Annotated in this window: 14 protein-coding genes; 10 read left to right on the top strand and 4 right to left on the bottom strand. The window is 72.0% G+C overall.

Features of this window, described 5'->3' with window-relative positions; translation table 11 throughout:
- Window positions 1–21: 21 nt before the first annotated feature.
- Window positions 22–969: a LysR family transcriptional regulator gene (locus tag ACIBG4_RS02650; protein WP_397200368.1), complete on the top strand. Its 948-nt coding sequence runs from the start codon at window positions 22–24 to the stop codon at window positions 967–969.
- A 50-nt stretch (window positions 970–1,019) separates the two neighbouring features.
- Here the strand turns inward: ACIBG4_RS02650 and ACIBG4_RS02645 are convergent, their stop codons facing one another.
- Window positions 1,020–1,637, bottom strand: a complete 618-nt coding sequence (locus ACIBG4_RS02645) for a TetR family transcriptional regulator (protein ID WP_397200367.1) — start codon at window positions 1,635–1,637, stop codon at window positions 1,020–1,022.
- 88 nt (window positions 1,638–1,725) lie between these two features.
- Here ACIBG4_RS02645 and ACIBG4_RS02640 point away from each other — a divergent pair, with 88 nt between their 5' ends.
- On the top strand, window positions 1,726–2,652 hold the full coding sequence (locus tag ACIBG4_RS02640) for an SDR family NAD(P)-dependent oxidoreductase (RefSeq protein WP_397200365.1): 927 nt from the start codon (window positions 1,726–1,728) through the stop codon (window positions 2,650–2,652).
- Window positions 2,653–2,673: 21 nt separating this feature from the next.
- Here the strand turns inward: ACIBG4_RS02640 and ACIBG4_RS02635 are convergent, their stop codons facing one another.
- Window positions 2,674–3,159, bottom strand: a complete 486-nt coding sequence (locus ACIBG4_RS02635) for an inorganic diphosphatase (protein ID WP_397200364.1) — start codon at window positions 3,157–3,159, stop codon at window positions 2,674–2,676.
- Window positions 3,160–3,301: 142 nt separating this feature from the next.
- On the opposite strand from ACIBG4_RS02635, the gene ACIBG4_RS02630 reads away from it, so the two are divergent.
- Window positions 3,302–4,582, top strand: a complete 1,281-nt coding sequence (locus tag ACIBG4_RS02630; protein WP_397200363.1) for an RNA-guided endonuclease InsQ/TnpB family protein — start codon at window positions 3,302–3,304, stop codon at window positions 4,580–4,582.
- An 86-nt stretch (window positions 4,583–4,668) separates the two neighbouring features.
- The gene (locus tag ACIBG4_RS02625) at window positions 4,669–5,337 is read left to right on the top strand and encodes a hypothetical protein (RefSeq protein WP_310709261.1); all 669 of its coding nucleotides are present in this window, start codon (window positions 4,669–4,671) and stop codon (window positions 5,335–5,337) included.
- Window positions 5,338–5,367: 30 nt separating this feature from the next.
- On the opposite strand, the gene ACIBG4_RS02620 is transcribed toward ACIBG4_RS02625, so the two are convergent.
- Window positions 5,368–6,918 carry a bis-aminopropyl spermidine synthase family protein gene (locus ACIBG4_RS02620; RefSeq protein ID WP_397200362.1) on the bottom strand — a complete coding sequence of 517 codons (1,551 nt, stop codon included), beginning with the start codon at window positions 6,916–6,918 and terminating at the stop codon, window positions 5,368–5,370.
- 222 nt (window positions 6,919–7,140) lie between these two features.
- Between ACIBG4_RS02620 and gltB the strand changes: the two genes are divergently transcribed.
- Together gltB and ACIBG4_RS02610 are read left to right on the top strand one after the other, a co-directional pair.
- Window positions 7,141–11,649: a glutamate synthase large subunit gene (gene gltB / locus ACIBG4_RS02615; protein ID WP_397200361.1), complete on the top strand. Its 4,509-nt coding sequence runs from the start codon at window positions 7,141–7,143 to the stop codon at window positions 11,647–11,649.
- 14 nt (window positions 11,650–11,663) lie between these two features.
- Window positions 11,664–13,142: a glutamate synthase subunit beta gene (locus ACIBG4_RS02610; RefSeq protein WP_397200360.1), complete on the top strand. Its 1,479-nt coding sequence runs from the start codon at window positions 11,664–11,666 to the stop codon at window positions 13,140–13,142.
- 224 nt (window positions 13,143–13,366) lie between these two features.
- On the opposite strand, the gene ACIBG4_RS02605 is transcribed toward ACIBG4_RS02610, so the two are convergent.
- Window positions 13,367–14,404 carry a polysaccharide lyase family 1 protein gene (locus tag ACIBG4_RS02605; RefSeq protein WP_397200359.1) on the bottom strand — a complete coding sequence of 346 codons (1,038 nt, stop codon included), beginning with the start codon at window positions 14,402–14,404 and terminating at the stop codon, window positions 13,367–13,369.
- A gap of 297 nt (window positions 14,405–14,701) precedes the next feature.
- On the opposite strand from ACIBG4_RS02605, the gene ACIBG4_RS02600 reads away from it, so the two are divergent.
- From ACIBG4_RS02600 to pyk, 4 genes are all read left to right on the top strand, one after another.
- A complete protein-coding gene (locus ACIBG4_RS02600) occupies window positions 14,702–15,901 on the top strand; it encodes a cytochrome P450 (protein ID WP_397200358.1) in 1,200 nt (399 codons plus the stop codon).
- Between the two features lie 65 nt (window positions 15,902–15,966).
- Window positions 15,967–17,757, top strand: a complete 1,791-nt coding sequence (locus ACIBG4_RS02595; RefSeq protein ID WP_397200356.1) for a S8 family serine peptidase — start codon at window positions 15,967–15,969, stop codon at window positions 17,755–17,757.
- 30 nt (window positions 17,758–17,787) lie between these two features.
- Window positions 17,788–18,138 (top strand): DUF2784 domain-containing protein, encoded by a 351-nt coding sequence (locus ACIBG4_RS02590; protein ID WP_397200355.1) that lies wholly within the window; start codon window positions 17,788–17,790, stop codon window positions 18,136–18,138.
- Window positions 18,139–18,173: 35 nt separating this feature from the next.
- Window positions 18,174–19,604 (top strand): pyruvate kinase, encoded by a 1,431-nt coding sequence (pyk, locus tag ACIBG4_RS02585; RefSeq protein ID WP_310709249.1) that lies wholly within the window; start codon window positions 18,174–18,176, stop codon window positions 19,602–19,604.
- Window positions 19,605–20,211 lie beyond the last annotated feature (607 nt).

Here is a 20,211-nt window from a genome sequence, read left to right as displayed (position 1 = left end):
GTCGGTCCAGGCTCGTCCGGCATGGAGGCGGACATCCACGGCCTGCGGGCGTTCGCCGTCGCCGCCGAGGAGTTGCACTTCGGGCGGGCGGCGGCGCGGCTGCACCTCAGCCAGCAGGCGCTGTCCAAACGCGTCCGCCGGCTGGAGGACGCCCTGGGGACGCGGCTGTTCGAGCGGACCACGCGCAGCGTGGAGCTGACCGCGGCCGGACGGCGGTTGCTTCCCGCGGCGGTGGAGGCCCTGGCCGCGTTCGACCGCGCCGTGCGGGGCGCCCGCGCGGACGACGAGCCGCTGCGCGTCGACGTCTACGACGAGCGGTTCACCCCGTTGCGGATGCTGCGCGAGGCGGCTGAGCCGGACCCGCCCCTGCGGGTCGAGCTGAGCATGAGACAAGGGCTGTCCGTGGCGCTGCCCGCCCTGCGGCGCGGGGAGCTCGACGCGGCGTTCGGCCGGGTGCACGACACGCCGGGTCCGTGGCCGGCCGAGCTGGCGTGCCGCCTCGTACGGCTGGAGCCGCTGCACGCCTTCCTGCCCGAGGACCACCTCCTGGCCGGCAGGGCGGTGCTGAGCCCCGCGGACCTGCGAGAGCACGGCATCGCCATGCCCGACCCGGCGGGCGCCGCGGAGTGGCGCGGCTACCTGAGGCGGCTGTGCGAGCGGTTCGGCCTCCCGCTCCGCTTCACCGAGCCGGCCATCGGGCAGCGGCACCTGGTGGAGGGGTTCCTGCGCGAGAAGGCCGCCGTCGGGCTGGGGGAGAGCAGCATCGACGCGTCCGGCAGCGAGCTGCGCCGGGTCCCGATCGCCGATCCGGAGATCCTGATGCCGTGGTCGATCGTCTGGCGCCGGCACGACCCGCGCCCGCCGCTGCGGACGCTGCTGCGGCGCCTGGGCCGCGGCCCCGCGCTCCCCGCGCCGGGCGACCCGCGGCGGTGGGTGCCGGACACCGACCGCCGGCCCGTGGACGCCTGACCGGCCCGTGCGGGTTCGAGCGTGACGGCCGCCGGGCGAGCCCTGAAACCTCAGCTCGGACGGCTCGCCTCCATCGGACGCTGGGCGGCGAGGGCGCGGGCGGCGGCGACCACGGCCGCGCGGCGGCGTGCGAGGGCGGCCCGCTCGTCGTCCTCGTCCAGCACCAGGCGGCAGAGCTGCGGCACCGCGAAGTTCCACGCCACCAGGCCGAGCAGCGTGAACATCCAGTCCTGCGCGGCGCGGGTGCGCGCCGGCTCGTCCAGGTCCGCGGCGACGCCCGAGCCGACCAGGTCGCGCACGTTGTCCCGGTACGCGGCGCGTCGCTCGTCCTCGCCCTGGAGCGGGCCGGCGCCGTTCTCCAGCGCCTCCCACAGCAGCATCCGGATCAACTCCGGATGCTGCTGGTACCAGTCGAAGAGCTGCCCGACGGACTCGCCCAGCGCGTTCGGGTCGATCGAGCCGGTGTGGCACACCTCGTCCACCTTGGCGCGCACGACCGCGCCGAACAGCTTCTCCTTGCCGCCGAAGTACAGGTAGATGGCCTGCTTGTTGGCCCTGGCGGCGGCGGCGATCCGCTCGACCCGCGCCCCGGCCAGGCCGCAGGCGGCGAACTCGGCGGTGGCGGCCTCGAAGATGCGCCGCCGGGTGGCCTCCGCGTCGTAGCCCATGCCCTGAATTAAACCATCCAGTTGACACTGGTGGCGGAATGCGGGCAGGGTCTAAACCAACCAGATGGTTTACTTTCGGAGGAACGTCATGACGACCGCCATCGCCACCCCACCCGCTCCCTCTTCCATTCCCGTACGCTCACCGCTGCCCACGGGCCTCGGCGGCTCGACGACCGTCGTCGTGGGCGGCAGCTCGGGGATCGGCCTGGCCGCGGCCACCCTGCTGCGCGGACTCGGCGGCCGGGTGGTGCTGGTCGGCCGTGACCCCGCACGGCTGGCCGCGGCGGTCGCCCGCGTCCGCGAGGCGGCGGGCTCGTCCGCCGCCGACCAGGCCCGGAAGGACGACCAGGCCCGGGAAGACGGCCAGGCCCGGGAAGACGGCCAGGGCCAGGCCCGGGGAGACGACAAGGCGCAGGGGGACGGTGACGCGCCGGCGGACGACGGGGTGCTCGGCGTGGCGGCCGACGGGGGCGACGAGGAGGCGCTGGCCCGTGCCTTCGACGGGGCCGGCTCCGTCGACCACGTGCTCGTCACGAGTGGCGGCCTGGTGGCCTTCGGGCCCGTCACCGAGGTCTCGGCCGGCGACGTCCGCGCGGTCTTCGAGGAGCGGGTCTGGGGCGCCTTCACCGCCGCCCGCCTGGCGGCCGGGCGGCTCCCCGCGGGCGGCTCGATCACGTTCAGCTCGGGTACGTACGCGCTGCGCCCGACCCCCGGCATGACCGGCCCGCTGGCGGCCATCGGGGCCGTCGAGACCTTCACCCGCGGGCTCGCCGTCGAGCTCGCGGCCCGCCGGGTGCGGGTGAACGCCGTCCGCTACGGCGTGATCGACACGCCGCTGATGCGCGGCGCCTCGGGGCTGGCCACCGACGCCGCCATCGCCGCCGCCGGCTCGGGCACCCTGCTCGGCAGGTACGGCACCGCGGAGGAGGCGGCCGCGTCGGCCCTGTTCCTCATGGCCAACCCGTACGTCACGGGGCAGGTGATCACCGTGGACGGCGGCCAGAGCCTCGTGTGATGGGGGGCACGGGGCGAGGGGTCAGCGGCCCTCGCCGGCCCGGCGCACCGCCTCGCCGATGATCTCCTCGGCGCACTGCCGGGGCTCCCAGCCCCGGGTGCTGCTGCTCTTGCCGGGCTCCAGGTCCTTGTACACGTCGAAGAAGTGGCCGATCTCGTTGAGCACGTACCACTGCACGTCCTCCAGGTCGCGCACGTGGTCCGCGCGCGGGTCGCCGGCCGGGACGCAGAGGATCTTCGCGTCCGGCCCGCCCTCGTCGGTCATCCAGAACGCCGCGATCGGCCGCGCGCAGATCACGCACCCGGGGAACGTGGGCGTCTCCAGGAGCACCATGGCGTCCAGCGGGTCGCCGTCCTCGGCCAGGGTCTCCGTGACGTACCCGTAGTCGTAGGGGTAGGCGGTCGCGGTGAACAGCAGCCGGTCCAGCCGGATCCGCTGGATGGCCTGGTCCATCTCGTACTTGTTGCGCGACCCCCCGGGCGTCTCCACGACCACGTCGACCCGCATGCGGCACCCCCTTACGGCGCTCCTCCCATGATAGGACGGCGCCTCGCGGGCGAGCGGATCGCGCCTGGGGCCTCTTGCTGTTAGCGAAGTCATCAGTATTTCAACGCTGCAACTGGGATCGTTGGCGTGTGAAGCTTTCCGAGTGGGCGCGGTGAGCGTCCGGCAGGGCTACCGTGTCGAACTGGCCCCGACTCGCGAGCAACGTGCACGGCTCGGGCAGCACGCGGGCCTTTCCCGGGTGGTGGAGAACTTCTGCCTGGAGAAGGTGAAGGCTGCGCTTGAGCAGCGCGAGGCTGAGAAGACCTACGGCATTCCCGCCGCAGATCTGACTCCAGTCCCGTGGTCGGCTCCTGCGTTCGAGTGCCTGTGGCGTCTTGAGCATCGTGACCGCTACCCGTGGTTCGCCGGGGAGAGACTGTCATCGAGGGTACCGAAGGAGGCGTGCAGGGTCCGGGCGGCCGGGTTCAAGAACTTCTTCGACTCCAGATCCGGTAGACGCAAAGGTCGGAAGGTCGGCTTCCCGGGCTGGCGCAAGCGCAAGCAGGGCTCGAGGTTCCGCTACGACGCTGACCGCGCCCGTCCCGAGACAGCTCGAACGGTCAGGCTGCCAGGCGTTGGCAGGGTGCACACGCTCGAGGACATGTCGTGGCTGGCCGATCGCATCGCGGACGGCCAGGCTCGGGTCATCGGCTCCACGGTCCGCGAGCAGGCGGGCCGCTGGTGGGTGTCGTTCCAACTCGAGATCGACCGGACCGGCATCAACACCAAGCGCGCAGTCTCGAGCGACGCGCCAGCGTGCGGGATCGATGTCGGAGTGAAGACGTTCGCCACGATCGTGGACGACGACGGCACTGTGACGCAGATCGACGCTCCCAGGCCGCTCAAGGCCGCGCTCCGCAAGGTGCAAAAGGCGGGCAAGGTGATCTCGAGGAAACGTCTCGGCTCAAGCAACCGGGCCAAGGCCATCAAGAAGCTTGCCAAGGTCCACCTTGAAGTGGCCAACCGGAGGGCGGACTTCCTGCACAAGACGACGACGATGCTCGCGAGATCCAAGCGAGCCCTCGCTGTCGAAACCCTCAACGTCGCCGGGCTCGTGAAGAACCGGCGGCTCGCTCGAGCGATCTCCGATCTCGGGTTCGGCGAGTTCTTTCGCCAACTCGAGTACAAAGCCGCGTGGTACGGATCGAGCGTGTGGGCGGCGGACCGCTGGTTCCCGTCCTCGAGGCTGTGCGGTGGCTGCGGAGCCATCAACCGGGAGTTGACGCTAGCCGACAGGTCGTGGACGTGCGGTTGCGGCCTCAGTCACAACCGGGATGTCAACGCCGCCCGCAACTTGCTCAACGCCATGACTCTCGAGCAGGACGCCGCATGGATCCACGTCGCCGGGCAGTTCCCCGGAGACGTTAACCGCCTGTGGAGGTGACGTAAGACCTCGAGCGATCGGGGCAGATGCCGGCGAAGCAGGAATGAGGATCACTGATTCTCCGAACGGTCCCTACCATGGGCGGTATGGACGATCTCCCGGTCTACGACGTGGTGCTCCTCCCGCCGCCGGACGTCAACGCCCGCTCCGCCGAGCTGAGCCGGAGATGCGCCGAGCCGGCCCCCACCGAGTTCGTCCTGCGCGAGGACGGGCCGTACCCGCACGTCTCGCTCTACATGGCCAATTTCACGGCGGCCCGGTGCGCCGCCGCGGTCGAGCGGCTGCGCGACATCAGCGCGCGCACGCCCGCGCTCCATCTGGTGGCCGACCGGTTCGCGGGCAACGAGCACGGCATGTTCGAGCTGTTCTACGTCAAGACCGGCGCCGTCACACGGCTGCAGGAGGACGTCATCGCCGCCCTCGCCCCGTTGCGCACCGGCCTGCGCCGCCTCGACCCGGTCGGCCGCGTGCTCGCCGACCACCGGCTCACCGCCCCGCCCCCCGCCCGCGACAACCTCGACAGGTACGGCTACGACGAGGTGGGCGACCTGTTCCGCCCGCACGTCACGATCACCCGGTTCCGGGAGCGGGGACGGCGGGCCGAGGACGGGACCCTGCCGCCGGCCGAGTCGTTCACCGCGACGTACGACACGCTGGCGCTGTGCGTCATGGGCGAGCACGGGACGTGCACGGAGCTGGTCGAGACGTTCGCCCTGGCCGCCGACCCGGTCCAGCCGTCCCCCGTCGCGTCGTAGGAGGTCACGCGGTCGGCCGGCGCGCGCCCGTCAGCCGGGAAGGGTGCCGGACAGGGCCCTGACCGTGGCGGCCACCTGGGCGGGGAGGCTCTCGAGGCGGTGCAGGGGCGCCTCCAGCGGCGTCAGGCCCTCCGCCCACGGGGCCGTCTGCCGGATCAGGGCGCGGGCCTCGTTCTTGGTGAGCGTGGCGCCCTGCTCGCGGGCCAGGGCGATGAGCGCCTCGCGCCAGGTGTTGGCCAGCCGTCCGTGGGCGTTGTCGAGGATGCGCCGCAGCGCCGCTCCCGCCGCGTCCGCGGGCTGCGGCTGCCGTACCGCCTCCACCACGTCGCCGGCGCCGGTCGTCGCGTACACCGCGGACAGGAACTCCGGCAGCGGCCCGGCCTGCTCCGCGAGGCGGGCCCGCACGTGCTCGGCGCGGGTGGCCAGGAGCAGGCGCGGCAGCGCCGCCTCCAGGCCGGGCGGCACCGCGACGGCCACCCGGCGGACGGCGGCGGCGTAGGGCTTGGCGAGCCACGTGGTGATCTTGACCCGCGGCTGCGGCAGCTCCTTGGGCCAGTCGCCGACCAGCAGGTCGGCCCCCTCGGCGGCCTCGGCCGGGACCGGGGAGACCGGCGCGGCGGACTCGACCGACTGCGGGCCCTGCGTGTAGATGGCGGTCGAGAGCCGCTCGACGCGGGCGGCCACCGCGGGACGGGTGCGGGAGGTGGGCCGCAGCACGTACAGGTCGGCGGCCGAGCCGATGGCCTCCGCGCCGTCGTAGCGGTTGAAGTCCGGATAGATCGCCTCGTAGGCGAGGTTGAGCGCTGACAGCGCCCCCTGCACCTTCAGGGCCAGCGCCGGCGTGCGCTCGCTCGCCCCGTACGCCAGCAGCACCCGCCCGTCCGGCTTGACGCCCTCCAGGGCGCGGGCCACGAACAGCCCCACCCCCTCCGGCGTGTACGGCGGGTCGGTGACGGCCAGGTCGTGGTCCGTCGCGGACGGCGGCAGGCCGAGCCGCAGGTCGGCCCAGCGGGTGTGGACCCCGAGGTCCTGGGCGTCGATGTGGCGCAGGATGCGCTCGTCGATGTCGACGACGGTGACGTCGGTCTCGGGGTGGACGAGCTTGACGGCCAGCGAGGTCAGGTCGTGGTCGCCCACGCACAGCAGCCGCGCGCCGGGCAGCCAGAACCGGGCGCCGAGCAGCAGCGCCCGGCGCAGCACGGTCTCGGGGGTGGCGGCCACGTGGTCGAGCGCGTGCCGTGAGCGCGGGCCGGACGCGACGAGCTCCGTCAGCCGCTCCAGCACGTGCCGGTAGTGGGGCAGCAGGTGGGCGACCGGGTCCTCGGGCGGCGGGGCCATGGCCAGCAGGTCCTGGTAGCCGGGGGAGTCGGCGGGCGGCACCCGGAAGCGCTCGTCGCCGGAGCGCTCCAGCCGCACCTCGCGCAGCAGCGCCTCGATCGTCCGCCGCGAGGTGGCGGTCTCCCGGACCAGGTCCGCCAGGGTCCACCACTGGCCGTCGCACAGGAGGGTGAGGGCGTGCCTGAGCCGCCTGCTGTCCACCCCGGCCTCGGTGAGCAGCCGCTCCACTCCGTCACGGTCCATGCCTGAAACCCTATCGGCCCCGCGCAAGGGAATTCGGGGCATGGTTTACGGTGTTGCCCGAGTGGATATGCCCAGCTCCAGATAGGTGCAATGTTCGCAATGCGGACAGAGCGGGCACCATGTGAGATGGGTGCGGTAACCTCTACGCACAACGCAGCAGGGCCAACGTCGTCCCCGCCTGTTGAGCAGTTCTGGACAGACGATGACGACGGGAGGGATTCAATGCCTGCTGCCCACCTCGGGTTTCCTGAGCCCCAGGGCCTTTACCACCCCGCCAACGAGCATGACGCCTGTGGCGTGGCCATGGTGGCCGACGTCGCCGGCCGCCGCGGGCACGGGATCGTGGTCAAGGCGCTGACGGCGCTCCTCAATCTCGACCACCGGGGGGCGAAGGGTAGCGAGCCGGACACCGGCGACGGAGCCGGCATCCTCACGCAGATCCCCGATGCCTTCCTGCGCGGGAGCGTGGACTTCGCGCTGCCCGAGGCCGGTCGCTACGCCGCCGGCATGGCGTTCCTGCCGGCCGGCGAGGACGAGCGCGCCGCCGCCGTGCGGCTGATCGAGCAGCTCGCCGCCGAGGAGAGCCTGACCGTGCTCGGCTGGCGCGAGGTGCCGGTCGACCGGGCCCTTCCCGGGCCGAGCGCGCGGGCGGTCATGCCGCACTTCGCGCAGCTGTTCGTCGCCGGCCCGGCCGGCGAGTCGGGCATCGAGCTCGACCGCCTGGCCTTCTGCCTGCGCAAGCGCGCCGAGCACGAGGCCGGCGTGTACTTCCCCTCGCTGAGCTCCCGGACGATCGTCTACAAGGGCATGCTCACCCCCGAGCAGGTCGAGCCGTTCTTCCCCGACCTGGCCGACGAGCGCTACGAGACGGCGATCGCGCTGGTCCACTCGCGCTTCTCCACCAACACGTTCCCGAGCTGGCCGCTGGCCCACCCGTACCGCTACATCGCGCACAACGGCGAGATCAACACGGTCAAGGGCAACCGCAACTGGATGCGCGCCCGCGAGGCGATGCTGTCCTCCGCCCACATCCCGGGCGACATCTCGCGGCTCTTCCCGATCTGCGACCCGGACGGCAGCGACACCGCCAGCTTCGACGAGGCGCTGGAGCTGCTGCACATCGGCGGCCGGAGCCTCCCGCACGCCGTGCTCATGATGATCCCGGAGGCGTGGGAGAACCACACCGAGATGGACCCGGCCCGCCGGGCCTTCTACGAGTTCCACTCCTCGATGATGGAGGCGTGGGACGGTCCCGCCTCGATCACCTTCACCGACGGCACGCTCGCCGGCGCCGTCCTCGACCGCAACGGCCTGCGCCCCGGCCGCTTCTGGGTGACCGCCGACGGCCTGGTCGTGCTGGCCTCCGAGGCCGGCGTGCTCGACTTCGCCCCCGGCGACGTGGTGCGCAAGGGCCGCCTGCAGCCCGGCCGGATGTTCCTCATCGACACCGCCCGCGGCAAGATCATCGAGGACGACGAGATCAAGGCCGAGCTCGCCGCCGAGCTGCCGTACGAGGACTGGCTGCACGCCGGCCTGGTGCGCTTCGAGGAGCTGCCCGCCCGCCAGCGGGAGGTCCCGACCCACGAGGCGCTGGTCAAGCGGCAGCAGACCTTCGGCTACACCGAGGAAGAGCTGCGGATCATCCTGTCGCCGATGGCGAAGACGGGCGCCGAGCCGATCGGCTCGATGGGCACCGACACGCCCGTCGCGGTGCTCAGCGAGAAGCCGCGGCTGCTGTTCGACTACTTCACGCAGCTGTTCGCGCAGGTCACCAACCCGCCGCTGGACGCCATCCGCGAGGAGCTGGTCACCTCGCTGGCCAGCGTGCTCGGCCCCGAGGGCAACCTGCTCGACCCCGGCCCCACCTCCTGCCGCCAGCTCGTCCTGCCGTACCCGGTGATCGACAACGACGAGCTCGCGAAGATCATCCACATCAACGACGAGGGCGACCTGCCCGGCTTCCACCCGCACGTCGTCTCCGGCCTCTACCAGGTGTCGGGCGGCGGCGAGGCGCTGCTGCACCGCCTGGAGGAGATCCGCGCCGAGGTGTCCGAGGCGATCGCGGAGGGCGCGCGCATCATCGTGCTGTCCGACCGCGGCTCCTCGGCCGAGCTGGCGCCCATCCCGGCGCTCCTGCTGACCGGCGCGGTGCACCACCACCTGATCCAGGAGAAGACCCGCACCAAGATCGGCCTGGTCATCGAGACCGGCGAGGCCCGCGAGTGCCACCACATGGCGCTGCTCATCGGCTACGGCGCCGGCGCGGTCAACCCGTACCTCGCGATCGAGACCGTCGAGGACCTCGTCGAGACCGGCGTCATCCCGGGCGACAAGCGCAAGGCCGCGCGCAACCTCATCAAGGCGTACGGCAAGGGCGTCATCAAGGTCATGTCCAAGATGGGCGTCTCGACCGTGGCCTCCTACACCGGCGCGCAGATCTTCGAGGCGCTCGGCCTGAGCCAGGAGGTCATCGACTCCTGCTTCACCGGCACCACCTCCCGGCTCGGCGGAGTCGGCTTCGACGTGCTGGCCCGCGAGGTCGCCGAGCGGCACCGCCACGCCTACCCGCACGTGCCCAACGCGCACCGCAGGCTCCAGGTCGGGGGCGAGTACCAGTGGCGGCGCGAGGGCGAGCCGCACCTGTTCAACCCCGAGACGGTCTTCAAGCTGCAGCACGCCACCAGGACGCGCCGCTACGAGATCTTCAAGGAGTACACCGAGATGGTGGACTCCCAGGCCGAGCGGCTCATGACCCTGCGCGGCCTGTTCACGTTCAAGACCGGCCGGACGCCGATCCCCATCGAGGAGGTCGAGCCGGTCTCCGAGATCGTCAAGCGGTTCTCCACCGGCGCGATGTCGTACGGCTCGATCTCGATGGAGGCGCACGAGACGCTCGCCATCGCGATGAACCGGCTCGGCGGCAAGTCCAACACCGGCGAGGGCGGCGAGGACCCCGAGCGCCTCTACGACCCCGAGCGCAGGTCGGCCATCAAGCAGGTGGCCTCCGGCCGGTTCGGCGTCACCAGCGAGTACCTCGTCAACGCCGCCGACCTGCAGATCAAGATGGCCCAGGGCGCCAAGCCCGGTGAGGGCGGCCAGCTGCCCGGCCACAAGGTCTACCCGTGGGTCGCCAAGACGCGGCACTCCACGCCAGGCGTCGGCCTCATCTCGCCGCCGCCGCACCACGACATCTACTCCATCGAGGACCTCGCCCAGCTCATCCACGACCTGAAGAACTCCAACCCCGCGGCGCGCGTGCACGTCAAGCTCGTCGCCGAGGTCGGGGTCGGCACGGTCGCGGCGGGCGTGTCCAAGGCGCACGCCGACGTGGTGCTCATCTCCGGGCACGACGGCGGCACCGGCGCCTCCCCGCTCACCTCGCTCAAGCACGCGGGCGCGCCCTGGGAGCTCGGCCTGGCCGAGACCCAGCAGACGCTGCTGCTCAACGGGCTGCGCGACCGCATCGTCGTGCAGGTCGACGGCCAGCTCAAGACCGGCCGCGACGTCGTCATCGCCGCCCTGCTCGGCGCCGAGGAGTACGGCTTCGCCACCGCTCCGCTCGTCGTGTCCGGCTGCGTCATGATGCGGGTCTGCCACCTCGACACCTGCCCCGTGGGCGTCGCCACGCAGAACCCCGAGCTGCGCAAGCGCTTCAGCGGCAAGCCCGAGTTCGTGGTGAACTTCTTCGAGTTCATCGCCGAGGAGATCCGCGAGTACCTCGCCGAGCTCGGCTTCCGCTCGCTGGACGAGGCCATCGGCCACGCCGAGCTGCTCGACGTCTCCGCGGCCGAGAACCACTGGAAGGCAGCCGGCCTGGACCTGTCGCCGATCCTGCACCGGCCGGAGCTGCCCGAGGGCACCCCGCTGCGGCGCACGATCGAGCAGGACCACGGCCTCCAGCACGCCCTCGACAACACGCTCATCCAGCTCGCCGAGGGAGCGCTCAACGACGGCACCCCCGTCACGCTGGAGCTGCCCATCCGCAACGTCAACCGCACGGTCGGCACCATGCTCGGCCACCAGGTGACCAAGCGGTACGGCGGAGCCGGCCTGCCCGACAACACGATCGACATCTCCTTCACCGGCTCGGCGGGCAACTCGCTCGGCGCGTTCCTGCCGCGCGGCGTCACGCTGCGGCTGACCGGCGACGCCAACGACTACCTCGGCAAGGGTCTGTCCGGCGGCCGCATCACGGTCCGCCCGCACGACGAGGCGCCGCTCGACGGCCACATCATCGCCGGCAACGTCGCCCTGTACGGCGCGACCTCCGGCGAGGTGTTCGTCCGCGGCGTCGTCGGCGAGCGGTTCTGCGTGCGCAACTCGGGCGCCACCGCCGTCGTCGAGGGCGTCGGCGACCACGGCTGCGAGTACATGACCGGCGGCAGGGTCGTCGTCCTCGGCCCGACCGGCCGCAACTTCGCGGCCGGCATGTCCGGCGGCGTCGCCTACCTGCTCGACCTGCGGCCCGAGCGGGTCAACCGCGAGATGGTCGCCGTGGAGGAGCTCACCGAGGAGGACGCCGAGTTCCTGCGCGAGACGGTCGAGAAGCACTTCGCCGAGACCGGCTCGCCGGCGGCCAAGGAGCTGCTCGCCGACTGGCAGTCCGCGCTCGGCCGGTTCGGCAAGATCATGCCGACCGACTACAAGAGGGTCCTGCTGGCGGCCGAAGCCGCCCGCGTCGAGGGCCGCGACGTCGACGAAGCGGTCATGTCCGCTGCGGTTCAGGGTTAAGGGAGGCGTAACCGATGGCCGACCCCAAGGGGTTTCTCACGTACGACCGCGAGCTGCCGGCGCGCCGCCCCGTGGACGTCCGCATCAGCGACTGGCAGGAGGTCTACCAGGACTTCCCGCAGGAGAAGCTGACCAAGCAGGCGGCCCGCTGCATGGACTGCGGCATCCCGTTCTGCCACAACGGCTGCCCGCTCGGCAACCTCATCCCCGAGTGGAACGACCTGGTCTTCCGCACCGACTGGCGGGAGGCGATCGAGCGGCTGCACGCCACCAACAACTTCCCGGAGTTCACCGGCAGGCTCTGCCCGGCTCCGTGTGAGGCGGCGTGCGTGCTCGGCATCAACTCCGACCCGGTGGCGATCAAGCGGGTCGAGGTCGAGATCATCGACCGGGCGTTCGCCGAGGGCTGGGTGACGCCGCAGCCGCCGGTCCGCAGGACCGGCAAGCGCGTCGCGGTGGTCGGCTCCGGCCCCGCCGGGCTGGCCGCCGCCCAGCAGCTCACCCGCGCCGGGCACGACGTGGTGGTGTTCGAGCGGGCCGACCGCGTCGGCGGCCTGCTGCGCTACGGCATCCCCGAGTTCAAGATGGAGAAGCGGCACATCGACCGCAGGCTCGCCCAGATGCGCGCCGAGGGCACCGAGTTCCGCACCGGCGTCAACGTCGGCGTGGACGTCACGGCCGCCGAGCTGCGCGAGCAGTTCGACGCGGTCGTGCTGTCGGGCGGCGCCACCCAGTGGCGCGACCTGCCCGTCCCGGGCCGCGAGCTGAACGGCGTGCACCAGGCGATGGAGTACCTGCCGCTGTCCAACAAGGTCCAGGAGGGCGACCTCGCCGAGGCGCCCATCACGGCCAAGGACAAGCACGTCGTGGTGATCGGCGGCGGGGACACCGGCGCCGACTGCATCGGCACGGCCATCCGCCAGGGCGCCCGCTCGGTCACCCAGCTGGAGATCATGCCGAGGCCGCCGGCGTCGCGGCCCGGCAGCCAGCCGTGGCCGACGTTCCCCATCCTGTTCAAGATGGAGAGCGCGCACGAGGAGCTGGAGAGCGGCGCCGGAGACCGCGTCTACGCGGTCTCCACCACCGCGTTCGTCGGCGACGAGGCCGGCAACGTCCGCGCGCTGCGCCTGGTCGAGGTCGAGGGGCCGCAGAACGGCTTCAGCCCCGTCCCGGGCAGCGAGCGGGAGATCCCGGCCGAGCTGGTCACCCTCTCCATGGGCTTCCTCGGCCCGGAGAAGGGCGCCCTGCTGGAGGACCTCGCCGAGGTCGCCGGCGACGGCTTCTACGACCCCCGGGGCAACGTGGCGCGCGACAAGACGTACATGTCCAAGGTGGACGGCGTCTTCGTCGCGGGCGACATGGGCCGCGGCCAGTCGCTGATCGTCTGGGCCATCGCCGAGGGCCGCGCCGCCGCCTCCGGCGTGGACCGGTACCTCACCGGCGAGACGGCCTTGCCGTATCCGATCCTGCCCACGGCGCGCCCGCTCGTCTGACGCGCCCTTTGCCGCACGGCGACGCCCGCCCGGACCTGGTCCGGGCGGGCGTTCCGGCGTGTGCGGGACCTGTCAGGCCGGCGGCTTCTGGCGGACGCGGACGTGGCGGAACGACTGCCCCCACATGGTGCCGGCCGCGGCGGCCGTCAGCGTGCGGGTGACCACGCCGTCCACCGACCACGTGATGGAGCCGGTCGCGCAGTCGGCGAGCTCGCGGTCCGCCGTCAGAGCGGCGCGCCCTGCCCGGCCGCGACCGCGAGCTTGCCCGCGCCCGCGCCGGCCCGCACCGCCGCCGGGACGCTCTGCGCGGGGTCCACCGTGTACGGGTAGTACGTGCGCGGCTCCACGACCGTGCCCGCCGTCTCCGGCGTGCCCGAGCCGACGAAGACGTTGCCGCGCTGGACGGCCCGCCCGGGGCCGCTGTCGGCGTACCCGCCGGCCGAGTGGAGCGGATGCGCGACATTCTCGAAGTAGTTGCCCTCGACCAGCACCCCGGCGTTCTCCGTCGAGGCCACGCCGTACAGCTCGTTGCTGAGAAAGTAGTTGTTGAGCACGTGCACCGGCTCGCCGAACCGGACGCGCGGATGCCGCTGGCGGCTGTGGTCGAAGAAATTGTGGTCGATGGTCACCTTCAGGTGGCCGACGTCGGTGCCGGCCGCCCCGTCGGAGTGACTGATCAGCATGCTCTTGTCGGAATGGTCGAAGTGGTTCCAGGAGACGGTGACATAGTCGGCGCCCCGCACGATGTCGACCGAGCCGTCCACCGCGCCGGAGAAGGTGTTGTGGTCGATCCAGATGTGGTGCGACTGCTGCCCGATGTTGACGGCGTCGTCCTCGGCGTCGGTGAAGCGGAGGTTGCGCACGATCACGTTGTACGACCGGTAGAAGTCGAGGCCGCCGCCGGTGATGTGGTCGGAGGAGCCGACGCCCACGATGGTCTTGTTCGGGCGGACCCCCTGCTTGCTGGTGATGGAGATGGTGCCCGACACCTGGATGACCAGGGGTTCGAGGCTGTCGATGTACTCCAGGAACTGGGCGGCGTTCGTCGCGGTGACGGTCCGGCCGCCCGCGCCGCCGGTGGTGCCGTTCTGCCCGAGGGCGTTGACGGAGGCGAAGCCGAGCGGCACGTCGGCGGCGGCCGCCGGCGCGCTGTTCCGGGCCGTGCCCTGGACGGGGTGGGAGACGGTCAGGGCGAGAAGGGCGGCGGCTCCGGTGATCGCCGCTCGCCGGAAGGCGGGGAGTTTCCGCGTGTTGAATGCCATGGTGCCTTTCCGTCCTTTCGGGCCGTCGTCAAACGGGGCGAATTATCGCTCAAGTCGGGAAAGCGGTTTCCTGAAACGCATCGTAAAGAGCCGGGGCGCTTTTGCGAAGGCTTCTCGCGCGAAAGCCGGAGCGCGCCGGGACGGGACGGCGGCGCGGCCGGGCCCCCACCTGTCCGAGCGCTCCCGTGAGCCCACGGGGCGGGGCCTGAAAGTTGCAGTTCCGGGGTTGTCAACCTATCGCTTGGTTGGTTGAGTGGGGTGGCACAGGCGGCAGCCGGCGAAGGGGCGGGAGCAGCAGTGCCAGGTCATCCGGTCAACGACGCCATCGACCTCACCAGCGGCGCCTTCTGGGGCCGCGACCCGCACGCGGAGCTGCGCTGGATGCGGGAGAACGCCCCCGTCTACTGGGACGGGCAGGTGTGGGGCGTCGCCTCCTACCGCGACGTCCGCCACGTCTCGCTGAACCCCCGGACGTTCTCCAGCGCGCAGGGCATCCGGCCCGACTCCGGCCCCCTCCCCATGATGATCGACATGGACGACCCCGCGCACCACCTGCGCCGCCGGCTCGTCAGCAGAGGCTTCACGCCGCGCCGTGTGACGGGCCAGGCCGAGCGGATCAGGCGGCTGTGCGACCAGATCCTCGACCGGGTGTGCGAGCGGGGGGAGTGCGACTTCGTCTGGGACATCGCCGCCCCGCTCCCGCTGATCGTCATCGGCGACGCCCTGGGCGTGGCGCCCCAGGACAGGGACGCGCTGATGCGCTGGTCCGACGACATGCTGCGCGGCCTGGTCGGGCAGTCCGACAGCGAGCTGCTCGTGCGGGCCGGCGAGGCATTCGAGCAGTACGAGGCGTACGCGGGGCGGGTGATCGCCGACCGGCGCGCCTGCCCCCGCGACGACCTCATCAGCACGTTGGTCCACGCCCAGGTCGACGGCGACCGGCTCGACCACGACTCGCTCGTCTACGAGAGCCTGCTCATCCTCATCGGCGGCGACGAGACCACGCGCCACGTCCTGTCCGGCGGCGTCTACCAGCTCCTCACCCACCCCGGGCAGCGCCAAGCGCTCGCCGAGGACCCCTCCCGCATCCCGGCGGCGGTCGAGGAGATGCTTCGCTGGGTCTCGCCGATCAAGAACATGAACCGCACCGTCACCGCGGACACGGAGCTGGGCGGCCGGCGGCTGCGCGAGGGCGAGCAGGTGCTGCTGCTCTACCCGTCGGCCAACCGCGACGAGACCGTCTTCGCCGACCCGTACCGCTTCGACGTGGCACGCACTCCGAACGACCACATCGCCTTCGGCTTCGGCAGCCACTTCTGCCTGGGCAACAGCCTGGCCCGGCTGGAGGTCCGCACGATGGTCGAGCGGCTGCTGCGGCGGTTTCCCGACATGGAGCCTGCCTCCGGGGGAGAGCCCGCCCTCCGTCCCGCCAACTTCGTCTCCGGGTACGAGACGATGCCCGTGCGCTTCACCCCCGGGCCGCCGGTCGGCGCCTGAGTTGCATCCTCGGCCATGTGCCGGAAGGATGCGAAATCTGCGCAAGCGCGGCGAATGGGGGAAGAATGCGGCGACTTGTCTCGGGCCTGGCGGCCGTCACCGCGGTCGCCGCGCTCACAGCGTGCGGGCCCGCGAGCACGCCCGCCGCCGCGCCGATGGCCTCCTACCTCGTCTTCTACGCCGGCGGACGGCAGGACGACGCCAGGGCCGCCGTGAGCCGCGCCGGGGGCGACGCCGTCGGCGGCGACGCCCGGCTCGGCTACCTGCTCGCCGAGGGCGGGGGAGACGCCTTCGTCGACGCGCTGGGCGACGACCCGGCCGTCGTGGGCGTGTCCACCGACCGCGCGATCGGCTACGCCTCCTCCACCGGCGCCTCCTGGCGCGGCTTCCCCTCCGGCCGTACCGCGGCGGCGCCCCCGGCCTCAGCCGCCTCTGTGAACGGCGGCTCTGTGAACGCCGCCTCTGCGAACGGCGGCTCCGTGAACGCCGCCACTGTGAATGCCGGCTCCGTGAATGCCGTCTCCTCTTCGGCCGGCGACTCCCGGGGAGCCTTCCCCGACGGGCCGTCGATCGCGACCGGCGAAGCCTCCGGCGAGCCGCTCGCCTCCCGTCAGTGGGACATGCGGATGATCGGCGCCGACAAGGCGCACGCCAAGACCAACGGCAGCAGGAAGGTGCTCGTCGGCATCATCGACACCGGCGTCGACGGCACCCACCCCGACATCGCGCCCAACTTCGACCGCGCGCTCAGCCGCAACTTCGTCACCGACCGGCCCAAGGACGGCAACGGCGACACCCTCGACGGCCCGTGCGAGGTCAGCGGCTGCAAGGACCCGGTCGACCGCGACGACGACGGACACGGCACCCACGTGGCCAGCACCATCGGCTCGCCCATCAACGGCATCGGCATCGCCGGCGTCGCGCCCGGCGTCCGGCTGGTCAACATCCGGGCCGGCCAGGACTCCGGCTACTTCTTCCTCAAGGCCAGCCTCGACGCGCTCACCTACGCCGGCGACATCGGCGTGGACGTCGTCAACATGAGCTACTACGTGGACCCGTGGCTGTTCAACTGCGCCCACAACAAGGCCGACAGCAAGAAGGAGCAGCTGGAGCAGCGCGCCATCATCACCGGCATGCAGCGGGCCCTCGACTATGCCCGCAAGAAGGGCGTCACGCTCGTCTCCGCCCTCGGCAACGGCGCCACCGACCTCGGCAGGCCCAAGGTCGACCGGGACAGCCCCGGCTACCCGCGCGGCGACGAGAAGGTCCGCAAGATCGACAACTCCTGCCTCAACGTGCCGGCCGAGTCCAAGGGCGTCATCTCCGTCTCCGCCGTCGGCCCGTCCGGGCGCAAGGCCATCTACAGCGACTACGGAACCGAGCAGGCCGACCTGTCCGCGCCCGGCGGCGACACCCTCGACGGCAAGGGCACCTCCGCCGTCCGGGGGATCCTGGCCGCCGCGCCCGAGTCGGCGCTGCGCGCCGCCGGCAAGCTCGACGGCTCCGGCAAGCCCAAGTCCGCCGAGATCGTCCGCAGCTGCGCCAAGGGCGCCTGCTCGTACTACCAGTACCTGGAGGGCACCTCCATGGCCGCACCCCACGCCACCGGCGTCGCGGCCCTGCTGGTCAGCCGCTTCGGCAAGCCCGGCAAGGGCGGCGTGGGACTCGACCCCGCCACCACCGAGCGGCTGCTCTACCGCACCGCCCGGCAGAAGGCCTGCCCCAGTCCCCGCGCGTACGTCTACAAGGTGTACGGCGAGACCGAGACTCAGACCTGCGAGGGCGACGCCGCCAAGAACGGCTTCTACGGCCACGGGATCGTGGACGCGCTGAAGGCCGCCACCGTCGAGAAGTAGGCCACCGTCAAGAAGTAATAGCGTGGAGTAATGACGTATCGCCTGGTCGCTGACCTTGCGATGGTGGTGCACTTCACGTTCCTCGCCTACGTCGTTGTGGGCGGGTTCGTCGCCTGGCGGTGGAGGCGCACGATCTGGGCCCACCTGGCAGTCGTATGCTGGGCACTGCTGTCCGTCACCGCGGGCGTCGACTGCCCGCTGACGGTCCTGGAAGACTGGGGCCGCCGTGGGGCCGGCCTGCCGGCTCTGCCTCGCAGCGGCTTCATCGACCACTACATCGAGGGAGTCATCTACCCGGAGCAGTATTCCGGCGTGGTCCGCCTGGCCCTCGCGGCCGTCGTGACGGTGAGCTACGCGGGCTACGTTCTCCGTCGTCCATGACTGCCAAGTGGTCTGTACCAATTAAGGTAGGACTCGTGACTCGTCGCGCGAAAATCGTTTGCACCCTAGGCCCCGCCACCTCGTCCCCTGAGCGCCTGCGCGAGTTGATCTCCGCCGGCATGGACGTGGCACGCTTCAACCTGAGCCATGGCACCCATGAGCTGCACCGGGAGATCTACGACCGGGTCAGGGAGGTGGCGGCCGACCTCGGCCGAGGTGTAGGCGTGCTCGCCGACCTGCAGGGACCCAAGATCCGCGTCGGCAAGTTCGAGGAGGGGCCCGTCCGGCTGGGCTTCGGCGACGTCTTCACCATCACCACCGAGGACGTTCCCGGCGACCGCGAGCAGGTCTCCACCACCTACAAGGGCCTGCCCGGCGACGTGCGCCCCGGCGACACGATCCTGGTCGACGACGGCCGCCTCGTGCTGGAGGCGACCCGGGTCGACGGCGACCGGGTCGTCACCCGCGTCGTCATCGGCGGCATGATCTCCGACAACAAGGGCCTCAACCTGCCGGGCGTCAACGTCAGCGCGCCCGCGCTCACCGACAAGGACGAGGCCGACCTGCGCTGGGCGCTGCGCACCGGGTGCGACATGATCGCCCTGTCGTTCGTCCGCCGCCCCTCCGACGCCGACGTGGTGCGCAACATCATGGAGCAGGAGGCCGTCCGCCTGCCGCTGCTCGCCAAGATCGAGAAGCCGCAGGCCGTCGACCGCCTGCCCGAGATCGTCGAGGCGTTCGACGGCATCATGGTCGCCCGCGGCGACCTCGGCGTGGAGCTGCCGCTGGAGCAGGTGCCGATCGTGCAGCGGCGCATCATCGAGCTGTGCCGCGAGAAGGCCCGCCCGGTCATCGTCGCCACCCAGATGCTCGACTCGATGATGAACGCGCCCCGCCCCACGCGCGCCGAGGCGTCCGACGTCGCCTACGCGGTCATGGACGGCGCCGACGCGGTCATGCTCTCCGGCGAGACCTCGGTCGGCAGCTATCCCATCGAGTCCGTGTCCACCATGGACCGCATCGCCCGCGCGGCCGAGGAGCACTCGCTGCGCGCCACCCACTCCCTGGAGCGTCTGCCGGAGACGACGGGCGGCGCCATCGCCCGCGCCGCCGCCGAGGTGGGCGCGATAGTCGGCGCCAAGGCGCTGATCGCGTTCACCATGTCGGGCGAGACGGCCCGCCGCCTGGCCCGCTACCGCTCGCCGATCCCGCTGATCGCCTTCACCTCCGCCCCGCATGTGCGCGGCCAGCTCTCGCTGACGTGGGGCGTGGAGACGTTCCATGTGCCGTTCGTCCACCACACCGACGACATGGTGCGTCAGGTGGAGGCGTCGCTGCTGTCGCTCGGGCGGCTGGAGAAGGGCGACAAGGTCGTCATCGTGGCCGGCTCGCCTCCCGGCACGCCCGGCTCCACCAACGCCCTGCGCGTCCACACCATCGGCTCCGCCGTCTCCCACGCCAACTAGCCCGGTCGCGGCCCGCTCCACCCCGGCATGCCTTGGCGTGCCGGGGTGGTGGCCCGATGCGCCTACGGCAGGGGTATGCGGCTGACGGCCTTCACCGACATCTCCCTGCGCCTCGTGATGCGGCCGGCCGGCGCCCGTTCCGCCGCGTCCTGGTCCTGCACGCCGACACCTCGCAGGCGGCCCACGCGCTGCGCGCCGACATGGCCCGCCTGGCCGACGGACTGCCGGCGGGCGAGCGCGTCTTCTGGTACGAGGACCTGGGAGGCGAGGACGCCGGGCAGGGCGCGCGGGCCGGGCGGATGGACCTGGCCGGCGTCGAGATCCCCGAGAGGCCGTCGCCTACCTGTGCGGGCCGCTGCCGTTCATGCGCGACGCCCGCGCCCAGCTCATCGCGGCGGGCGTCACGCCCCGCGACGTCCACCACGAGGTCTTCGGCCCCGACCTGTGGCTGGCGCGCGGCCAGGAACAGGACTGACCGGGAGCAGGGCCGCGCAGCCGGGGGGCGGGGCCCGCCGGCCCCCCCGCCCGCCCCGCGCCGGTGGGGGGGACGGCGGCGGGGCGCGCCAAGCCCCCGCCCCAGCGCCGCCCCGCCCCCCCCCCCCCCCCC

The organism is Nonomuraea sp. NPDC050383 (genome assembly GCF_044459125.1).
Taxonomy (GTDB): domain Bacteria; phylum Actinomycetota; class Actinomycetes; order Streptosporangiales; family Streptosporangiaceae; genus Nonomuraea.
The sequence above is the reverse complement of the archived record's forward strand: the minus strand, read 5'-3'. Positions and strand labels throughout refer to the sequence as shown.

Coding starts and splice junctions, on each gene's coding strand:
- gltB (WP_397200361.1), top strand. CDS start 7,141: ATGCCTGCTGCCCACCTCGGGTTTCCTGAGCCCCAGGGCCTTTACCAC.
- ACIBG4_RS02595 (WP_397200356.1), top strand. CDS start 15,967: ATGCGGCGACTTGTCTCGGGCCTGGCGGCCGTCACCGCGGTCGCCGCG.
- ACIBG4_RS02620 (WP_397200362.1), bottom strand. CDS start 6,918: ATGGACCGTGACGGAGTGGAGCGGCTGCTCACCGAGGCCGGGGTGGAC.
- ACIBG4_RS02605 (WP_397200359.1), bottom strand. CDS start 14,404: ATGGCATTCAACACGCGGAAACTCCCCGCCTTCCGGCGAGCGGCGATC.
- ACIBG4_RS02645 (WP_397200367.1), bottom strand. CDS start 1,637: ATGGGCTACGACGCGGAGGCCACCCGGCGGCGCATCTTCGAGGCCGCC.
- ACIBG4_RS02610 (WP_397200360.1), top strand. CDS start 11,664: ATGGCCGACCCCAAGGGGTTTCTCACGTACGACCGCGAGCTGCCGGCG.
- ACIBG4_RS02640 (WP_397200365.1), top strand. CDS start 1,726: ATGACGACCGCCATCGCCACCCCACCCGCTCCCTCTTCCATTCCCGTA.
- ACIBG4_RS02635 (WP_397200364.1), bottom strand. CDS start 3,159: ATGCGGGTCGACGTGGTCGTGGAGACGCCCGGGGGGTCGCGCAACAAG.
- ACIBG4_RS02625 (WP_310709261.1), top strand. CDS start 4,669: ATGGACGATCTCCCGGTCTACGACGTGGTGCTCCTCCCGCCGCCGGAC.
- ACIBG4_RS02590 (WP_397200355.1), top strand. CDS start 17,788: ATGACGTATCGCCTGGTCGCTGACCTTGCGATGGTGGTGCACTTCACG.
- ACIBG4_RS02650 (WP_397200368.1), top strand. CDS start 22: ATGGAGGCGGACATCCACGGCCTGCGGGCGTTCGCCGTCGCCGCCGAG.